Source organism: Flavobacterium praedii (genome assembly GCF_026810365.1).
Lineage (GTDB): Bacteria > Bacteroidota > Bacteroidia > Flavobacteriales > Flavobacteriaceae > Flavobacterium > Flavobacterium praedii.
The window spans coordinates 1,617,372-1,634,830 of record NZ_CP113948.1 but is presented as its reverse complement, the minus strand read 5'-3'; the positions used below and the strand labels follow the sequence as shown (position 1 = coordinate 1,634,830).

The 17,459-nt window shown below is 32.7% G+C and carries 11 protein-coding genes and 1 tRNA gene; 6 read left to right on the top strand and 6 right to left on the bottom strand.

Features of this window, described 5'->3' with window-relative positions:
* Window positions 1–91 precede the first annotated feature (91 nt).
* Genes OYT91_RS06890 through flxY form a run of 5 tightly spaced genes read left to right on the top strand, consistent with a single transcriptional unit; the run spans window position 92 to window position 9,532 of the window.
* Complete coding sequence (locus tag OYT91_RS06890) at window positions 92–1,273, top strand: DUF2062 domain-containing protein (protein ID WP_281240051.1); 1,182 nt, start codon at window positions 92–94, stop codon at window positions 1,271–1,273.
* A 4-nt stretch (window positions 1,274–1,277) separates the two neighbouring features.
* Window positions 1,278–5,036 (top strand): 1-acyl-sn-glycerol-3-phosphate acyltransferase, encoded by a 3,759-nt coding sequence (locus OYT91_RS06885; protein ID WP_281240050.1) that lies wholly within the window; start codon window positions 1,278–1,280, stop codon window positions 5,034–5,036.
* On the top strand, window positions 5,033–6,553 hold the full coding sequence (locus tag OYT91_RS06880; RefSeq protein ID WP_281240049.1) for a phytoene desaturase family protein: 1,521 nt from the start codon (window positions 5,033–5,035) through the stop codon (window positions 6,551–6,553). Before OYT91_RS06885 ends, OYT91_RS06880 begins: the two co-directional genes overlap by 4 nt.
* A 19-nt stretch (window positions 6,554–6,572) precedes the next feature.
* On the top strand, window positions 6,573–8,237 hold the full coding sequence (locus tag OYT91_RS06875) for a C45 family autoproteolytic acyltransferase/hydrolase (protein WP_281240048.1): 1,665 nt from the start codon (window positions 6,573–6,575) through the stop codon (window positions 8,235–8,237).
* Window positions 8,234–9,532 (top strand): flexirubin biosynthesis putative acyl-CoA ligase FlxY, encoded by a 1,299-nt coding sequence (gene flxY / locus OYT91_RS06870; protein WP_281240047.1) that lies wholly within the window; start codon window positions 8,234–8,236, stop codon window positions 9,530–9,532. Before OYT91_RS06875 ends, flxY begins: the two co-directional genes overlap by 4 nt.
* Here flxY and OYT91_RS06865 read toward each other — a convergent pair.
* From OYT91_RS06865 to OYT91_RS06845, 5 genes are all read right to left on the bottom strand, one after another.
* Window positions 9,529–9,765 carry a heavy-metal-associated domain-containing protein gene (locus tag OYT91_RS06865; RefSeq protein ID WP_281240046.1) on the bottom strand — a complete coding sequence of 79 codons (237 nt, stop codon included), beginning with the start codon at window positions 9,763–9,765 and terminating at the stop codon, window positions 9,529–9,531. The two genes, flxY and OYT91_RS06865, sit on opposite strands and share 4 nt — an antisense overlap.
* A 71-nt stretch (window positions 9,766–9,836) precedes the next feature.
* Window positions 9,837–12,251, bottom strand: a complete 2,415-nt coding sequence (locus OYT91_RS06860) for a heavy metal translocating P-type ATPase (RefSeq protein ID WP_281240045.1) — start codon at window positions 12,249–12,251, stop codon at window positions 9,837–9,839.
* Window positions 12,252–12,376: 125 nt separating this feature from the next.
* Entirely contained in the window at window positions 12,377–12,937 is a 561-nt protein-coding gene (locus OYT91_RS06855; RefSeq protein WP_281240044.1) for an AraC family transcriptional regulator, read from the bottom strand.
* Between the two features lie 66 nt (window positions 12,938–13,003).
* A complete protein-coding gene (locus OYT91_RS06850; protein WP_281240043.1) occupies window positions 13,004–13,564 on the bottom strand; it encodes a DUF6642 family protein in 561 nt (186 codons plus the stop codon).
* A gap of 68 nt (window positions 13,565–13,632) precedes the next feature.
* Window positions 13,633–15,174: a pyruvate kinase gene (locus OYT91_RS06845; protein ID WP_281240042.1), complete on the bottom strand. Its 1,542-nt coding sequence runs from the start codon at window positions 15,172–15,174 to the stop codon at window positions 13,633–13,635.
* Window positions 15,175–15,781: 607 nt separating this feature from the next.
* Here OYT91_RS06845 and OYT91_RS06840 point away from each other — a divergent pair.
* A complete protein-coding gene (locus OYT91_RS06840) occupies window positions 15,782–16,480 on the top strand; it encodes a DUF1826 domain-containing protein (protein ID WP_281240041.1) in 699 nt (232 codons plus the stop codon).
* A 304-nt stretch (window positions 16,481–16,784) separates the two neighbouring features.
* Here the strand turns inward: OYT91_RS06840 and OYT91_RS06835 are convergent.
* Window positions 16,785–16,869 (bottom strand) — tRNA-Ser (locus OYT91_RS06835).
* Between the last annotated feature and the right edge of the window lie 590 nt (window positions 16,870–17,459).

The following is a 17,459-nucleotide window of genomic DNA, read 5'->3' as shown; positions in this document are numbered from 1 at the left end:
ATCTAGGTTTAGCAAATATTGTGATTGTTTACAGAAGAAGTAAAATTGTAACTTAAACAACATTGGATTAAAAAGTTTAAAGAAAGAGTAAATGAGTGCTAGTTTTCCAGAAACAGAACGAATGGAGCAATTAAAAGTTTGTGTTATTATACCGACCTATAATAATCACAAAACGTTGAAGCGTGTTTTAGATTCGGTTTTGCAATATACTTCAAATGTTATTGTGGTCAACGATGGCTCTACCGATAGTACGAATGAAATTTTGGAAGTTTACTCGCATTTGGAACAAATTCACCATACTAAAAATACCGGAAAAGGAAGGGCGATACGGAATGGTATAAAAAAAGCATTGGAATTGAATTACAATTATGCCATAACTATAGATTCAGACGGTCAGCATTTTGCTTCGGATATTCCCAGTTTTATCGCAGCTCTTGAAAAAGATGCCGATGCACTCTTGATAGGAAGTCGCAATATGACTCAGGAAAATGTACCCAAAAAAAGTAGTTTTGGTAATAAGTTCTCTAATTTTTGGTTTTGGTTTGAAACTGGAAATAAGTTAGAAGACACCCAATCGGGTTATAGATTGTATCCTTTACAAAAAATCCCAAATCGTTTTTTTACCAATAAATTTGAGTTTGAAATAGAAATAATCGTACGTTCAGCTTGGAAAAATATTCCTGTCAAGAACATACCGGTACAGGTTTTGTATGACCCCGTAGAACGAGTTTCTCATTTTAGACCTTTCAAAGATTTTACGAGAATTAGTATTCTCAATACTGTTTTGGTAACTATTACTTTGATTTATATAAAACCGCGAAATTTTGTTCAGAAATTAAAAAAAAAAGGACTTAAAAAATTTTTCCTTGAAAATGTACTAGAAAGCAATGATTCAAATGCCCGTAAATCATTTTCAATAGCATTAGGCGTTTTTATTGGGATTTCACCTTTTTGGGGATTTCAAACGATTCTAGTTTTGTTTTTGGCTGTTTTGTTAAAGTTGAATAAAGCAATTGCTTTTGCTTTTTCCAATGTGAGTTTCCCGCCTTTCATTCCATTTATTATTTATGCATCGTTAAAAATCGGCAGTTATTTTATAACAAATGAAAAACCATTGATTCTTAATATGAATATGACATTGGCAGATATTCAAAAGAATATTATGCAATACGTTGTTGGTAGTTTTGTTCTAGCTACTTTTATGGCTATTTTATTCGGCTTAACGAGTTATTTGTTACTCACTTTGATGGATAATTTAAAAAATAAAAAGTAGCAGTATGCACCAATATCTATTCTTTTTAAATTCATTCATCGCCAAGAGAAAATTATTTTCAATTGGTATAGCAGTTGCTATAGTTTTGTTTTTGGGATTCTTTGCTTCCCAAATTTCATTTCAGGAGAATATAAATCAATTAATTCCTTCGAACGATACATCTGGCATAACTACAAAAGTATTGGATCAGGTTAATTTTGCTGATAAAATCACCATTATTATTTCCAACAAGAAGCAGGGTTCGACCGAGGATTTAACAGCATTTGCCAATACTTTTATAGACAGTCTGGATGTAAATTGTCAGCCTTTTGTGGACAAAGTACAAGGTAAAATTGAAGAAGAAAATATACAAGAGACTTTTGATTTTGTGTATGCCAATTTGCCGTTATTTTTAGATCAAAAGGATTATGTGGCAATTCAAAATAAATTGCAAAAGGATAGTATTGCAAATAGCGTTGCCAGCGATTATAAATCATTAATTTCTCCTGCGGGATTGGTTTCCAAAGATTTTATTCTTCGTGATCCGCTTGGTATTTCGTTTATTGCATTGAAGAAAATGCAACAACTCAGCATTGGGGATAATTTTGCAATTGAAAATGGTTTTGTGTTAACCAAGGATAAACAGCATTTATTACTTTTTCTAACTCCAAAATTGGCTACAAATGAAACAGATAAAAATTCCATTTTCATTTCAAAACTGGAAAAAATTAGAATAAATTTGAATGAACATTTCAAAGGCAAAGTTGAAATGACTTATTTTGGGTCAACACCTGTTGCTGTTGCCAACGCCACTCAAATCAAAGCTGATGTGCAAAACACTTCCATTTTTGCTGGAATTACATTGATTTTGCTCTTGGCTTTTTTCTATCGAAGTTTGTCTACACCAATAATTATTTTCATTCCATCATTGCTTGGAGCTCTTTTTGCTTTGACTGTTTTGTATTTCTGCAAAGGTAGTATTTCGGCAATTTCATTGGGAATAAGTTCGATATTATTAGGAGAAACTACAGATTATTCTATTTATGTTTTGACACATTTGAGAAATAATAAAGATGTCAAATTATTATATAAAGACATTACAAAACCATTGTTGCTTTGCGGAATCACAACGTCGATTACTTTTTTGTGTTTGTTTTTTATCAAATCGGAAGCTTTGCAGGATTTAGGGATTTTTGCTGCCTTAAGCGTGGTTTCAACATCTGTGTTTTCATTGGTTTTGATACCAATTTTGTATCGTCCGCAATCTTCAAAACAAATTATTGAAACAGCTATAAAACCATCAAATTCCAATTCAGTTCATCAATTTTCATTTTCAAAGGCAAAAGGGCAAAATATAATTGATACATTGGGAGGGTATTCCTATCACAAAAATAAAGTGTTGATTGGTTCCATGCTATTGTTGTTGGTTGTGTCGCTTTTTACCTATTCAAAAGTGACTTTCAATAATGATCTTTCTGCTTTGAATTTTATGACACCTAAATTGAAAATGGCTGAGAAACAATTGGACCATATTGCCAATAGTGACTCCTCAAAATCGATTTATTTAGCAACATATGGAAAAAGTTATAATGAAGTCGTAGCAAATAATAATGCTCTTTTCCAAGTTTTGGTAAAAGACAAACAAGCAAACGGAATTTTAAATTTTAGCTCGATAGGTGGAATTGTTTTTTCGGCCGAAGTGCAAAAACAAAAAATTGCAGAGTGGAATACTTTCTGGGACACCCAAAAAAAAGCCAGTTTAACTCAATCGTTACAAAGCGAAGGCAGTCGATATGGTTTTAAAGCCACTACATTTGATGGTTTTTATGAGTTATTGAATAAAAGTTTTAAGCCAATAACCATTGAAGAATATCTTAGAGTGAAATCTTTTTATTTGGATGAATTTATAGCTCAAAAGAATGGATTTTATACCATTTCTACCTTGGTGAAAGTTCCTGTTGAAAAAAGGGATTGGTTTGTAAACGAAGTTAAAAAACAACCCAATCTAGTTGTTATTGATAGACAACAAACCAATGAAACATTTCTGGGTACGCTAAAAACAAATTTTGAAGATTTGGTTAATTATTCTTTTATTGCCGTGTTTTTTGTATTGTTGTTGGCATTTAGAAAAGTAGAATTGGCTATTATTAGCATTATTCCAATCTTGATAAGTTGGATATTTACAGCAGGGCTAATGGGAATCTTTGGTTTGCAATTTAATGTGGTCAATGTCATTGTTTGTACCTTGATATTTGGAATAGGAGTTGATTACAGCATTTTTATGACTTCGGCTTTGCAAAAGGAATATACTTTTGGAAAAATTGAATTGCCTAGTTATAGAACCTCAATTTTATTATCGGTAGCTACGACAATTTTAGGGATTGGTGTACTTATTTTTGCTCATCATCCCGCCTTAAAATCCATTTCTTTAATTGCGATAATTGGAATATTTTCGGCATTGATGATTACCTTTATTCTACAACCTTTGGTGTTTCATTTTTTTGTTACCAATCGAGTAAAAAAAGGAAAAGCACCTTTTGAAATCAGACTATTATTACATTCGGTTTTGTCATTTTCTTACTTTGGTTTAGGTGGTTTTTTATTGTCAATGGTCAGTTGGATTTTGATGCGAATTATTCCTTTTTCGGATAAAACAAAACGTAGAGCCTTTCATTTTGTTTTATCCAAGTTTATGCATTCAGTCTTGATGACTTATCCTTCGATAAAACGCAAAATCACAAATGTTTCTAACGAAAAGTTTGATAAACCAGCTGTAATTATTGCCAATCACAGTTCGTTTCTGGATATATTAGCCATTGGTATGTTGAACCCAAAAATCATTTTTTTGGTCAGTGATTGGGTGTATAACTCACCTGTTTTTGGCAAAGGAGTTCGATTGGCAGGATTTTATCCAGTGTCCAGCGGAATGGATAATGGAATAGAACATTTACGAACCAAAGTAGCCGAAGGATTTTCTATTATGGTTTTTCCAGAAGGTACACGATCTGATGATAATTCGATTAAACGTTTTCATAAAGGAGCCTTTTATTTGGCAGAACAATTGCAATTAGACATTGTGCCGATAGTCATTCATGGCTATTCGGAGGTTTTGCCCAAGGGGGATTTTGTAATTAACGGAGGTGTTACAACTGTGACTATTTTGGATCGTATTTCATTTAATGATACCAGTTTTGGAAATAATTTGGCAGAACGTACCAAAAAAATAAGTACTTTTTTTAAGTTACATTATAAACAATTACGTTTGGATTTAGAAGGAAAGGATTATTTTAGAGCAAAGTTAATCAATAGTTATGCTTTCAAAGAATCTGAAATTATACAAGCGGTAAAAGTAGACTTAGAGCAGCATTTAACATTATACTATAATTTAAATAAATGGATTGATGCTAAAGCTAAAATAGCGCATTTTGCCAATGATTATGGGCAATTAGATGTTTTATTAGCTTTGCAGGAACCACAGAGAAAAATTGATGCGATACTCGTTTCGGGTAAAAATCGTGCTGTTGCCCAAAACAATTATATTGTAGGGAAAAGAAAGATACTTTATGGGGCGCCAATGGAGTTAATTGTTCTAAAGAAATATGATATTGTTTTGATTTCAGATGAAAGTGCAATTGACAATTACAATTTGGAAACCATTTGCAATTTAGCACCAACAGTCCTATTATTAAAAGCAGATAATCTAAAACCGATAATTTTGAAATTTGGTTTTAGCATTGAATTTGAGATGGAAAATTTAATTATTCTTAAGAAAAAAGTAGAATGAGAATAAAGAAACACTATGATGTCGTTATAATTGGAAGCGGATTGGGAGGACTCGTTTCGGCAATCATTTTGGCCAAAGAAGGTTATAGTGTTTGTGTCTTGGAAAAAAACAATCAGTATGGTGGGAATCTGCAAACATTTGTAAGGGACAAAACTATTTTTGACACCGGTATTCATTACATCGGTGGTTTAAGTGAAGGTCAGAATCTGTATCGCTATTTCAAATATATTGGAATAATGGATGATTTAAATTTAAAGAAATTAGACGAGAATGGACATGATATGATTTCTTTCGGTGATGTAAGTCAGGAGTTTCCTCATGCGCAAGGCTATCAAAATTTTATACAACAATTGGCTCATTTTTTTCCTGAGGAAGAAGAAGCAATACGCAAATATTGTGATGCTATAATAGCAACCTGTAATTCTTTTCCACTTTATAATTTAAGATCGGAAGGGCAATATGATACTGATATTTTGGGAGTAAATGCCAAAGTGTTTATTGACGGATTAACTGAAAATAAATTGTTGAGATCCGTTTTTTCGGGCAGTAATTTTCTATATGCCGGGAGTGGCGATAAATCCCCATTTTATGTACATGCATTGACGGTGAATAGTTATATGCAAAGTGCATGGCGTTGTATAAATGGAGGTAGCCAAATAACAAAACAATTATTAAAACAACTCAAAAAACACGGTGGAGTAGTTTTTAAATATAAAGAAGTACAAGAATTGGCCATTGAGAATAATGCTGTTACAAAAGCTATAATAAAAGACGGTACGAGTGTTTCTGCAAAGTATTTCATATCTAATGTGGATCCTAAAACCACCTTGAAAATGGCAGGTGAAGATCATTTTAGGAAAGCCTTCGTTAATAGAATTTCTAGTTTAGAAGGAGGAGTTTCAGCCTTTAGTTTGTATATCGTATTTAAACCAAAAACTTTTAAGTATTCCAATCGAAATTATTACCATTTTACACATAGTGACGAGGTTTGGACAGCACAGGACTATACGGAGGATACTTGGCCAAAAGCATTTATGGCTTCGATGAATGCTTCAAAAAATGATGATGGTTGGGCAGAGGGAATGACATTTTTAACTTATATGAAATTTTCTGAGATGGATTCTTGGAAAGAAACATTCAATACTGTTGCAAATGAAAATGACAGAGGAGAGAGTTATGAAGCTTTCAAAATTCGAAAAACAAATCGTTTTTTGGAAGCAATAGAACAAAAGTTTCCTGGAATTAAAACTTGTATTAGATCAGTACATAATTCGACACCTTTGTCATATAGAGATTATATAGGAGGGCATAACGGAAATATGTATGGTTATGAAAAGGATTCCAATAATCCGATGAAAACTTTTATTCCTTCCAAAACAAAGTTAGATAATCTTTATCTTACAGGTCAAAGTGTTAATATGCACGGTGTTTTGGGAGTCACAATAGGTGCTGTTGTTACTTGCTCAGAGATTTTAGGAAAAACATATTTGGTCAATAAAATCAATCAAAACGCCTAATGACATTAGTTTAAAGTGCATGAAAAAACATCTTTGTTATATTGTATTTCTCTTTTTTATGGTTGCTTCTTGTGGCACTTCAAAATCGATGCGACACCAACCTAATATCGCAAATTACAACAGCACCATCCCCATTGTTGAAAAAAAGTCCAATACTGCTTTTTATACAGGTCATAATTTTTTACTTAAAAACAAACAAAAATTGTGGGAACTCTACGTTGAAGGAGATCCTCTGGAGCGTGGTTTGGCTATTGGCAGTTTGACGGATTCTTTATTAAAAAAACAAGAGTATGTTTTCTTTGAAAAAGTAAATGATTTGGTTCCTTCCAATTTTAAAAAGCGTGTAATGGTTGACTTTTTAAATTGGTACAATCGGAAGTTATTCTTAAATGTAGAAAATGAATTTCAAGCCGAAATTTATGGGCTTTCACAATATTCACCTCAGGATTTAAACTATATTGCTCCAAGTTTTTTAAGAGATTTGTATTTGCATGGTGCTCATGATATTGGTCATGCTGTTCAGGACTTAGCTTTAGTAGGTTGTTCATCATTTGCTGCTTGGGGTGATAAAACCGAAGATGGAAATTTAATTCTTGGACGAAATTTTGATTTTTATGTTGGTGATGCTTTCGCAAAAGATAAAATAGTGGCATTTGTCAATCCAAAAGACGGCTACCCTTTTATGATGCTAACTTGGCCTGGAATGATAGGAGTCTGCTCTGGTATGAATGTCGAAGGTTTGACAGTAACCATAAATGCGGGTAAGTCAAAAATTCCATTGATTGCCAAAACTCCAATCTCTATTTTGACTCGAGAAATAGTGCAATATGCAAAAACCATTGATGAAGCAATTGCAATTGCAAAAAAGAAAAAAGTATTTGTTTCAGAATCAATTATGGTGGGAAGTGCCAAGGATAATAGGGCCGTTTTAATTGAAATTACACCTGATAATTTGGGAGTTTTTGAAGTGTCCAATGGTACTCAGTTGGTAAGTACCAATCATTTTCAAAGTGATGCTTTAAAAGGGAATGAACGTAATAAAAAACAAATTAAAAACAGTCATTCCCAATATCGTTTTGATCGAATGAACCAGTTATTGGATCAAAGTTCAAAAATTACTCCTCAAATTGCAGTGGATATATTACGAAACAAAGAGGGACTAAATAATATACCTTTGGGCTACGGGAATGATAAGGCTTTAAATCATTTATTAGCTCATCATGGAATTGTCTTTCAGCCTGCAAAACAATTAGTTTGGGTTTCGTCTAGTCCTTATCAATTGGGTGAATTTGTCTGTTATGATTTGTCTGCTATTTTTAAAAACAGCAATGCAAATGGCAACTTAGTTTCCATAGAAGATGAATTTAAAAATATTGCTGCTGATCCTTTTTTAGAAACAGTCGAATACAAAAACTATGAACAATTTCGGGTAGAAGATAAAAAAATGGACTTTTTTTTAGAAAACAAAAAAGAATTATCTCCTGATTATATCAACTATTATCAATCGTTAAATCCTGATTATTGGGTTGTTTATTATAAAGTTGGATTGTACTTTTATCAAAATAAAAAATATACTTTGGCTAAAGAACAATTTGAAAAAACATTGACCAAAGAGATTTCCACACTTCCTGAAAGAGAAAAGATTAGCCATTATATTAAGAAAATAAAAACAAAACGATTATGATTCCAAAGATAGAACTAGCCACTACAACCGAAATAAAATCGTTTCAGGAACAAAAATTAGTAGAAATATTAAACTATGTCAATAGCAATTCTCCTTTTTATAAAGCTCTTTTTTCTAAAAAAAATATTGATATTTCCAGTATAAAAACCCTTGAGGATTTATCGCTTTTGCCCCTTACCAAAAAAGAAGATTTACAAAAGCACAATGATGATTTTTTGTGTGTTTCTGCAAATAAAATTATAGATTATGCCACTACATCTGGAACTTTGGGCGATCCTGTTACTTTTGGATTGACCGATAAAGATTTGGATCGATTGGCTTATAACGAAGCCATTTCATTTGATTGTGCGGGTATAAAAGAAGGTGATGTTGTGCAACTAATGACCACTATTGATCGCCGTTTTATGGCAGGATTGGCTTATTTCTTGGGTCTTCGAAAAATGAAAGTAGGAGTGATTCGTGTTGGTGCGGGAATACCAGAATTGCAGTGGGATTCTATTTTAAAATACAAACCTACGTATTTAATTACTGTTCCTTCCTTTTTATTGAAAATGATCGAATATGCCGAAAATCACAGTATTGACTTGAATAATTCGAGTGTAAAAGGCGCTATCTGTATTGGAGAACCTCTCCGAAATCAAGATTTCAGCATGAATGTGTTATCCAAAAAAATTACGGATAAATGGAACATCAAGTTGTTTTCAACCTATGCTTCTACCGAAATGAGTACAGCCTTTACAGAATGTGAACATGGAGTAGGAGGGCATCATCATCCCGAATTGATTATTATTGAAGTACTGGATGCAGCTAATAATCCAGTAAAAAATGGTGAATCTGGTGAATTAGTATTTACCACTTTGGGAATAGAAGCCATGCCGTTGATCCGTTTTAAAACAGGTGATATTGTACAATTGCATACCGAACCTTGTTTGTGTGGTCGAAAAACAATGCGAGTGGGACCCGTTATTGGAAGGAAACAACAAATGATAAAATACAAAGGAACAACTTTGTATCCGCCTGCGATGAATGATGTTTTGAACGATTTTGATAACATTGAAAGTTACATTATCGAAATTTCGACCAATGATTTGGGAACAGATGAAATTCTGATAAAGATTGTGGTTAAAAATCCAACACCTGTTTTTATGCAGGAATTAAAAGATCATTTTAGAGCCAAATTGCGTGTAACTCCTAAAATAGAATTTACAACAAGTGAAGCCCTAAAACCACTTATTTTTAATCCAATGAGTCGGAAACCAATTCATTTTTTCGATAACAGAAAAAACATTCTTTAGTTTAAAACTTCAATTTTAAAACCTGCTTTTTGAACTATATCAATAATTTCACTTTCCAAAATACCATTGGAAGTTACAGTAAGTATTTTGTCACTAGCTGTAGTATCTACTGTCCATTTAGTAATTCCTTTTGCAGCATTTAAAAAAGGTGTTACTGTAGCTATGCAACCGCCACATTTTATATTTGTTTTGAAATGAAATGTGGTTTCTTTTTCGTTTAGATTAATGTTCATTGCTATTTAATTTATCGTTATTTTAATTTTTTAGTTTTAGCAGGTATAATTACTATTGACCTTAAGCTATATTATTTTTTCCATTTTAGTCTAAGGCTGTTGCTCACCACACTTACACTGCTCAACGCCATTGCTGCTCCTGCAAGCATGGGATTCAGCAGAAATCCGTTGATGGGATATAAAATTCCCGCCGCAATTGGTATACTGATCACATTATAAAATAATGCCCAAAATAAGTTTTGTTTAATCGTCGCCACGGTTTGTTTGGATAGTATAATGGCTTCATGGATTTTATTGAGATCTGATGAAATGATGGTCATTTTGGCCACATCCATTGCAATATCGCTACCTTTTCCCATTGCAATACTGACATCAGCTTGCGCCAAAGCGGTACTGTCGTTAATTCCGTCTCCAACCATTGCTACAATTTTTCCTTCGTTTTGTAATTGTTTTACAAAAGCGGCCTTTTGTTCGGGCAAAACCTCGGCTTTATAGTTCGAAATTCCTGTTTTTTTAGACATTGCTGCTGCCGTAGTTTCATTATCACCTGTCAACATATAAATGGCTATTCCAGACTCTTGTAATTGCTTTATAGCAGCTATAGACGTTTCCTTAATTTTATCGGCAATGGCAATTGCTGCAATTGCATGAGTATCATCCGAAAACCAAATTACAGTTTTTGATTCGCCACTCCATTCGTTTGCTTTTGCAATAAGGTCATTTGAAATTTCAATATTTTTTTCCTGCAATAATTTTTTGTTTCCTACCAAATACGTTTTGCCCATTACAGTTGCAGCAACTCCTTTTCCAGTGATGCTTTCAAAATGTTCTAAATCAATACTATTGTTGTCATCAAAATGGTGTAGTACGGCTTCCGCCAATGGATGTTCGGATTGTTTTTCGATACTGACTAAGATTTGTTTTAGAGCTGTTGTATCGTTTATCCAATGTGAATTGGTTACAATTGGTTTGCCTTCAGTAATTGTACCCGTTTTGTCCAGAACAACAGCATTCACTTTATGTGCCAATTCCAAACTTACAGCATCTTTAATCAAAATTCCTTTTTCGGCAGCTTTACCAATTCCAACCATAATTGCGGTAGGAGTTGCCAATCCCAAGGCACATGGACAGGCAATCACCAAAACAGTAGCAAAAGCTATCAATCCTTGAGAGAAACCATTTGTACCGCCAAAAATAATCCATGTAACAAATGTGATAATTGCAATTCCAATTACAATAGGAACAAAAATTCCTGCTATTTTGTCGACTAGTTTTTGTACAGGCGCTTTGCTGCCTTGTGCTTCCTGGACCATTTTAATTATGTGAGCCAACATCGTTTCGGAACCAACTTTCTCTGCACAAAATTGAAAACTTCCTTTTTGGTTAATCGTTCCAGCATATACTTTTTCATGCTCTTTTTTCAATATCGGAATAGGTTCCCCACTCAGCATACTTTCATCTACATAAGAGTTTCCTTTGGTTACGATGCCATCAACTGCAATTTGTTCTCCTGGTTTGACGAGAATAATGTCTCCTTCGTTTACATTATCAATCGCAATTGTAATTTGTTGATTATCTTTGGTTATCACAGTAACCGATTTGGGTTGTAATCCCATAAGTTTTTTTAACGCTGTCGATGTATTTCCTTTGGCTTTTTCTTCGAGTAATTTACCTAACAATATGAATGTTATGATTACTGCTGCGGCTTCAAAATAGACGTGGGCATGTAAACCTCTTTCGTGCCAAAAATTAGGAAATACAGTATTGAATACACTAAAAACATAGGCGACTCCTGTTCCCAAAGCCACCAATGTGTCCATATTAGCCGAACGATGTTTGGCTTGTTTCCAAGCATTGATGTAGAAGTTTTGACCAAACCAAACGACTACTGGAGTCGATAAAACCCACATGATTTCGTTTGCGTACGGAATATCCATAAAAAACATCCCAATGATTACCAATGGTACTGTAAGCAATCCAGCCCAAAGGGTTTTCAATTTCAACTGGCTGAATTTTTTTTCGTGTATTTCTTCCAGCGATTCTTGTTCTTTATTTCCTTCTTCTATAAATAAATCATAACCAGCCAACTGGACCGATTTCTTGATTTCGGGTACAGTAATAATGTTGGGCAAATATTCGATGGCTACCGTAGCTGTAGCAAAATTGACCGACGCGCTAACGATTCCTGGTTGATTTTTTATAGCCGTTTCTACCCCAATTGCACAGGAAGCGCAACTCATTTCGAGAACGGGGATGTTTTTTTTTAGGGTAGTCACGCCATATCCTAAACTCCGAATTGCAGCAACAGCGTCAAACAACGCTTCGGGTTTTGTTACTGTAATAATGGCTCTATTATTGTTAAGTTCCACTTTATGGGAACTGATACTTTTTATTTTATCTAGACCTTTATCGACGATAAGCGCACAATGTTCGCTTTCTACATTCTCCAATGGAATATGAAATGTAATTCTTTGATCAGTTGTCATTTTGTATAAATTTGATTTACACGTCAAAGTTCAGGAGTTTTTATCCAAAGAAGTTACAGCTTTTTGGAAAAGTGTTGCAATACTTTGTAATAAAAAAAATAGGCAATAAAAGAATTTTTATTCATTTATACTTCATCCAAAGATTTTCTACCTCCTAATCGTATGTTCTTGAAATGGCTAGGAGCAAGGCCTGTTACTTTTTTAAATTGATTGCTTAGGTGTGCTACACTCGAATAGTTCAATTGAAATGCAATTTCTCCCAAAGACAATTCTTTGTAAGCTAATAATTCTTTGACTTTTTCAATTTTTTGGGCAATAAAATATTTCTCGATAGTGGTACCTTCAATTTCTGAAAAAAGATTCGAAAGATAGAAATAATCGTGATGTACTTTTTGACTCAAATAATCGGATAAGGTGATTTTTAAATTATTGTTTTGCTCTTGGATTAATTCGATAATTAAAGATTTTATTTTTTCAATATACCTACTTTTTTTATCATCAATTAATTCAAAGCCTAATTCTTTAAGTACATGGTCTAGTTGTTCTTTTTCGGTATGATCTAAATCTTTGTCAATCGTAACTTCGCCCAATTCGACTCTTTGAGTGACCATGCCAAGTTTTTCCAATTCAGATTTGACTACCATTTTACATCGGTTGCAAACCATATTTTTGATATATAGAATCATATTTTCAAACGTTTATTAGTGATAAAGGTACTTTAAAAGGATGATTTGACTGTTGAGATTTCCTTTTTAGTAATACAATCTGAAATCCAATAATTTACAAAGAGCGAGGTGTTTTTGATGTAATTCTTCTACAATTTCGGTAACATCATCATATTCTTGACATAAACTAAAAAATGCTTTGTCTAAAGAATTGCTGCTAACAATATTGAATGCCACTCCATAGCCAGAAACTGCTGCGGCACCTGTAATATCTAAAAAATATTGGGCTTCTTCCTCATTTAAATCTACAGTTTTGGCATTGGCAAAATGCAGTATTTTTCCTTTGAGTTTACCTTCAAAAAGCTCCGCTAATTCTTGAAAACTATAATAATAGTCATTCAAGCAAATAGAATCTCTTTCGCCACGCATGACAAAATAGATTATTTCATAATCTTTGAAGTTATGGTCGTCATAAAGTAGGGCATTTAAACCATCTACTAAACCTTCTATAGTATCACAAGTTTTGTAAATACTGGCGATGCCTTCTTCAAAAACGAGGTTTTCGAGGTTTTTGATAACGGCAGTTTTGGTAGTGTTCTCTATATCAGGAACGGCTTCGAGGCAGAAAATAAATTGATTGTTTTCCATTTTTTATACAATACTACTATAAGATGAGCATAGTTAGTGAATTATTATTTATATTGATCAGGATGGTTTTAACTTTTTGGAATAGAACTATTATCGCCAATAATTTGATTTATTGCATTTTTTGCAATGTTTAAAGCTCTAAGAGCATTTTTTTTCTTGAAAGAATGGGCTTCCATCCGGATCAAAATGTTTTTTAGCATTTTGATCGCATCATTTATATAAGGTCCTTTGTTTAGCATTATGCATTCTGCTTGTAATCCTTGAACGACATCACTTATTTCTGCTCTAGTAGGAATTCCTGTTTTGGCAAGATTATCTAATACTTGAGTAGCCCAAATTACTGGAATATGAGCGGCTTCACAAAGCCATAGAATTTGATTTTGTACTTCCGAAATTCGTTCAAAACCTATTTCAACGGCTAAATCACCTCTTGCTATCATAACGCCTATTTTGTCTCTTTTCATGCCTTTGAGTAGTATAAAAGGTAGGTTTTCAAAGGCTTCTTTATTTTCGATTTTGAAAACAACACCCAAATCCTTTGCGTTATTTTGATCTAATTGTTCATATAAATAGTGAACATCTTTTTCCGTTCGTACAAAAGAATACCCCACTATATCAGCATTGTTGCAAATAAATGGTAAGTTTTCAATATCTTTTTCGGTTAAAGCAGGGAGATTTAATTTAGTGTCAGGTAAGTTTATCCCTTTTTGAGCTGATAATTTTGATTTATAACAATTGGTTATAAGAAGTTCTACTTCGTCTTCAGTTTTTGAAATGGCAATCGATTTTATCATGCCGTCATCAAATAGGACGGTGTCATTTATTTGAACATCATCGATTATTTCGGGAAGTAATATACCGATTTCTGCTTTTGAAAGTTGAATATCATTTTTTCCGAATTTTGATTTTTTACCTAAAGTTTCTCTTTTGGTCAAGATGATATGTTCGCCAACTCTAATTGGAATACTGTTTTTTATAGCACCATTCTTTTTAGGTATTTCAATAGAGGCAGTTCTTAATTTTGGACCCGATAAGTCCATGTAAATTTTAATTTCTTGTTTAGATTCTTTTTTGATTTCTTGAATAAATTGAACCATTTTTGTCCAAATAGTAATGTCACCATGACTCAAATTTATTCTTGCAATTTCCATTCCACTTTGAACCATTTGTTCAATAATACATTTGTCTTCTGCAGCTTCGTTCGGGAGCGTAACCATTATTTCCGTAAAATGATTTTTCCTTACGGCATTAAATAATTTATTGGCATTTTTCTTTACTAATTTCTTACTTCTTTGGTAGCCAATGATTTCTATTTTTGATTTTTCTTGAAATGGAAGACCTTGAATTAATTTTAAATTTTTGATTACATTATAAAGATTGCTATATACATATCCTTCGGATGTTCCCAAAGAGGACACTCCATAATCAGAAAGACTGTTGTGGTATTTTCTTAAATCAAAACTACGCAAGATTAAATAACGACATAAATTCTTTGCACTTAATCGATAATTTTCGTGTATTCCTGAGATGGTTTGATCTATTTTTGACTCATTTTCAATGATACATTGCAGTATATCATTTAATTCTTTAGTTAATTTTTCAATTTTCATCTTGGATATTTTATATTCACTTTCCCGTAATTCCTTAACGTTCCTTCATGAATACAAATTTAATTGAAAATTGTTCTTTGATTATTAAAATGTTTCCCAACTTTTATATGAATTCCAACTTATATTGCTGAAATTTTATTGTGAATTTGGTTCGGATTGGATGATAGGAATATAATTAATTATAATGTTTTTGCAGTTTAAAATGTAAGGGTTTCAAAATTTCAGATTGCATATAGATTTCAAACAAAATGGATAGTTATCAAGAAACATAGATTGCTTGCATTAATTGTAGTTAATTTCTTGTTGTTGTTCCGTTTTTTTTATATCAACTACAATATAAATCATACTCTTTATATTTTATTAAAGTGATTAGAATTCAAATTTTATTTTGTATTATAATATTTTTGAAGCTTATATTTTTACTTGTGCCCATTCGGTAATGTGTACGTTGTGTGAAAAAATTAGGGCATCGCTAGTGGGTTTTAGAAAGTGTTGGTATTTTGAAAACCTATTACAGTCTAAAGTATATAGTTATATAATTGCTGCGGCTGCTTGCAATTCCTTATTTTTGTAGTACACGAAGTAACTAGTTTCTTGATAACATACTATGAGCAATACATTTTCTGACTACAGTCAAATTGGAATGATCTCCACTTTTTCTGAACTTGTACAAACGGATTTTAAGGGAGAAAAGAATGCCCTATGCTGGTACAGAAATTTGGAAGGCGATTTTAAAGAAATCGTAGGTCAACTGCAACTAAAAGAAAATATAACAGAGGTTTATCCTAAAGATCTAGTGGCACTTCAGCTATCAGAAAAGGGGAATATTGCAAGGGAAATTATTTTAAATGATTTACAATTATTAACCGATTTTGGAGCTTCTCCCTCTCTTAATTTACTTAAATGCTATGAACGCGATGATGAATTTGATTTCATCTCCACAGATGTGTATTCCTATCATGTAGATCGTTCACCCATCGCTACAGATACCTTTTTATGTACGTATCACGGAGCTGCAAGTGATATTATTTCAAATGATCATGTAGAGCAAAAAATTCTAATACCTGAAATTCGGAAAAAGCTTAATGAATTGCATAACGGCCCATCGGAGGAATTTGAAATTTTTTTAAAGGAAAATTATTTTGATTTGCATTATCAAACCAAACCAAATGCTATGCCTGTTAATTTAGGAATAGGTCATCTTTGGCGCCTAGCGGTAGATCATCCCAAACAACAAGTGCTACCTTGTATTCATAGAGCCCCCATAGAAAATGAAGGCGAATATCGTTTGTTGTTGATTTGTTAAAAAAAAGGAAGTAACAGTATTTTTTAATTGGTTTTGAATTTATTTCATGTCAATTCAATAGAAAAGGTTTCCTGCATTCTATAAGGGAAATGTTTATTAAGAAAGTGTTACAGACGGAATTTTCAATGGCAAATTGGGATAGTAGATGTAAAAAATAGAAGTTTTTTAGAATTGATCCTAGGTGACTCCTTGATAGACTCCTTGAACTTTGTCATTTATTGAATAATTTGAAAGTTTCTAAAAAGAAAAAACCCCGAAAATCATAAGATTTTCGAGGTTTTGATAACTTTTGAAAGTTATTCTGCGGAGAAAGAGGGATTCGAACCCCCGGACCTGTTACAGTCAACAGTTTTCAAGACTGCCGCATTCGACCGCTCTGCCATTTCTCCAGTATGTTGCTATCATTGCTGATTGCGAGTGCAAATATAAGAACCTTTTTTGGTTGTGCAAGTGTATTTTTAGAAAAAATTCATCTTTTTTTTAAGGATTTTTTTAATTGTTTCATTTGCTTTGCTTTAGGCGAAAAATAATTTTCAAAAAAGTTTAGTGGCCATTTTGTGATTAGTGAAAAGTGATTGAAAATTGGCTTTGAATGATGCTATGATACCATTTAGAAATAAATTAAAATCCAGTTTTATCTCTTTCGGATGGAGTCGGAGTGAGGGCTAATTATAAAAAACGATATTGTATTTCCAATAGCTATACTTTTAATTGGTTTTAGATATAGTTTAAAGCAATATATAATAATGTGTTTTCTTTTCCTTCAAAACATTATTAGCTACAAATCAAACAATTTTTTACATGTCTTATCTCTAATTTTTTAAATTGTCCTATTACTAGCGATAAAATACTGATAGAGTATAAAAATGCTCTATTTTTATTGGACCATAGCGGATAAGTAATCGGTAATAATTTGTGCTAAATTCTGTAATTTGTATTCTATAAATGAGTGCTTTTACCTTGTAGATTCTGTATGGTC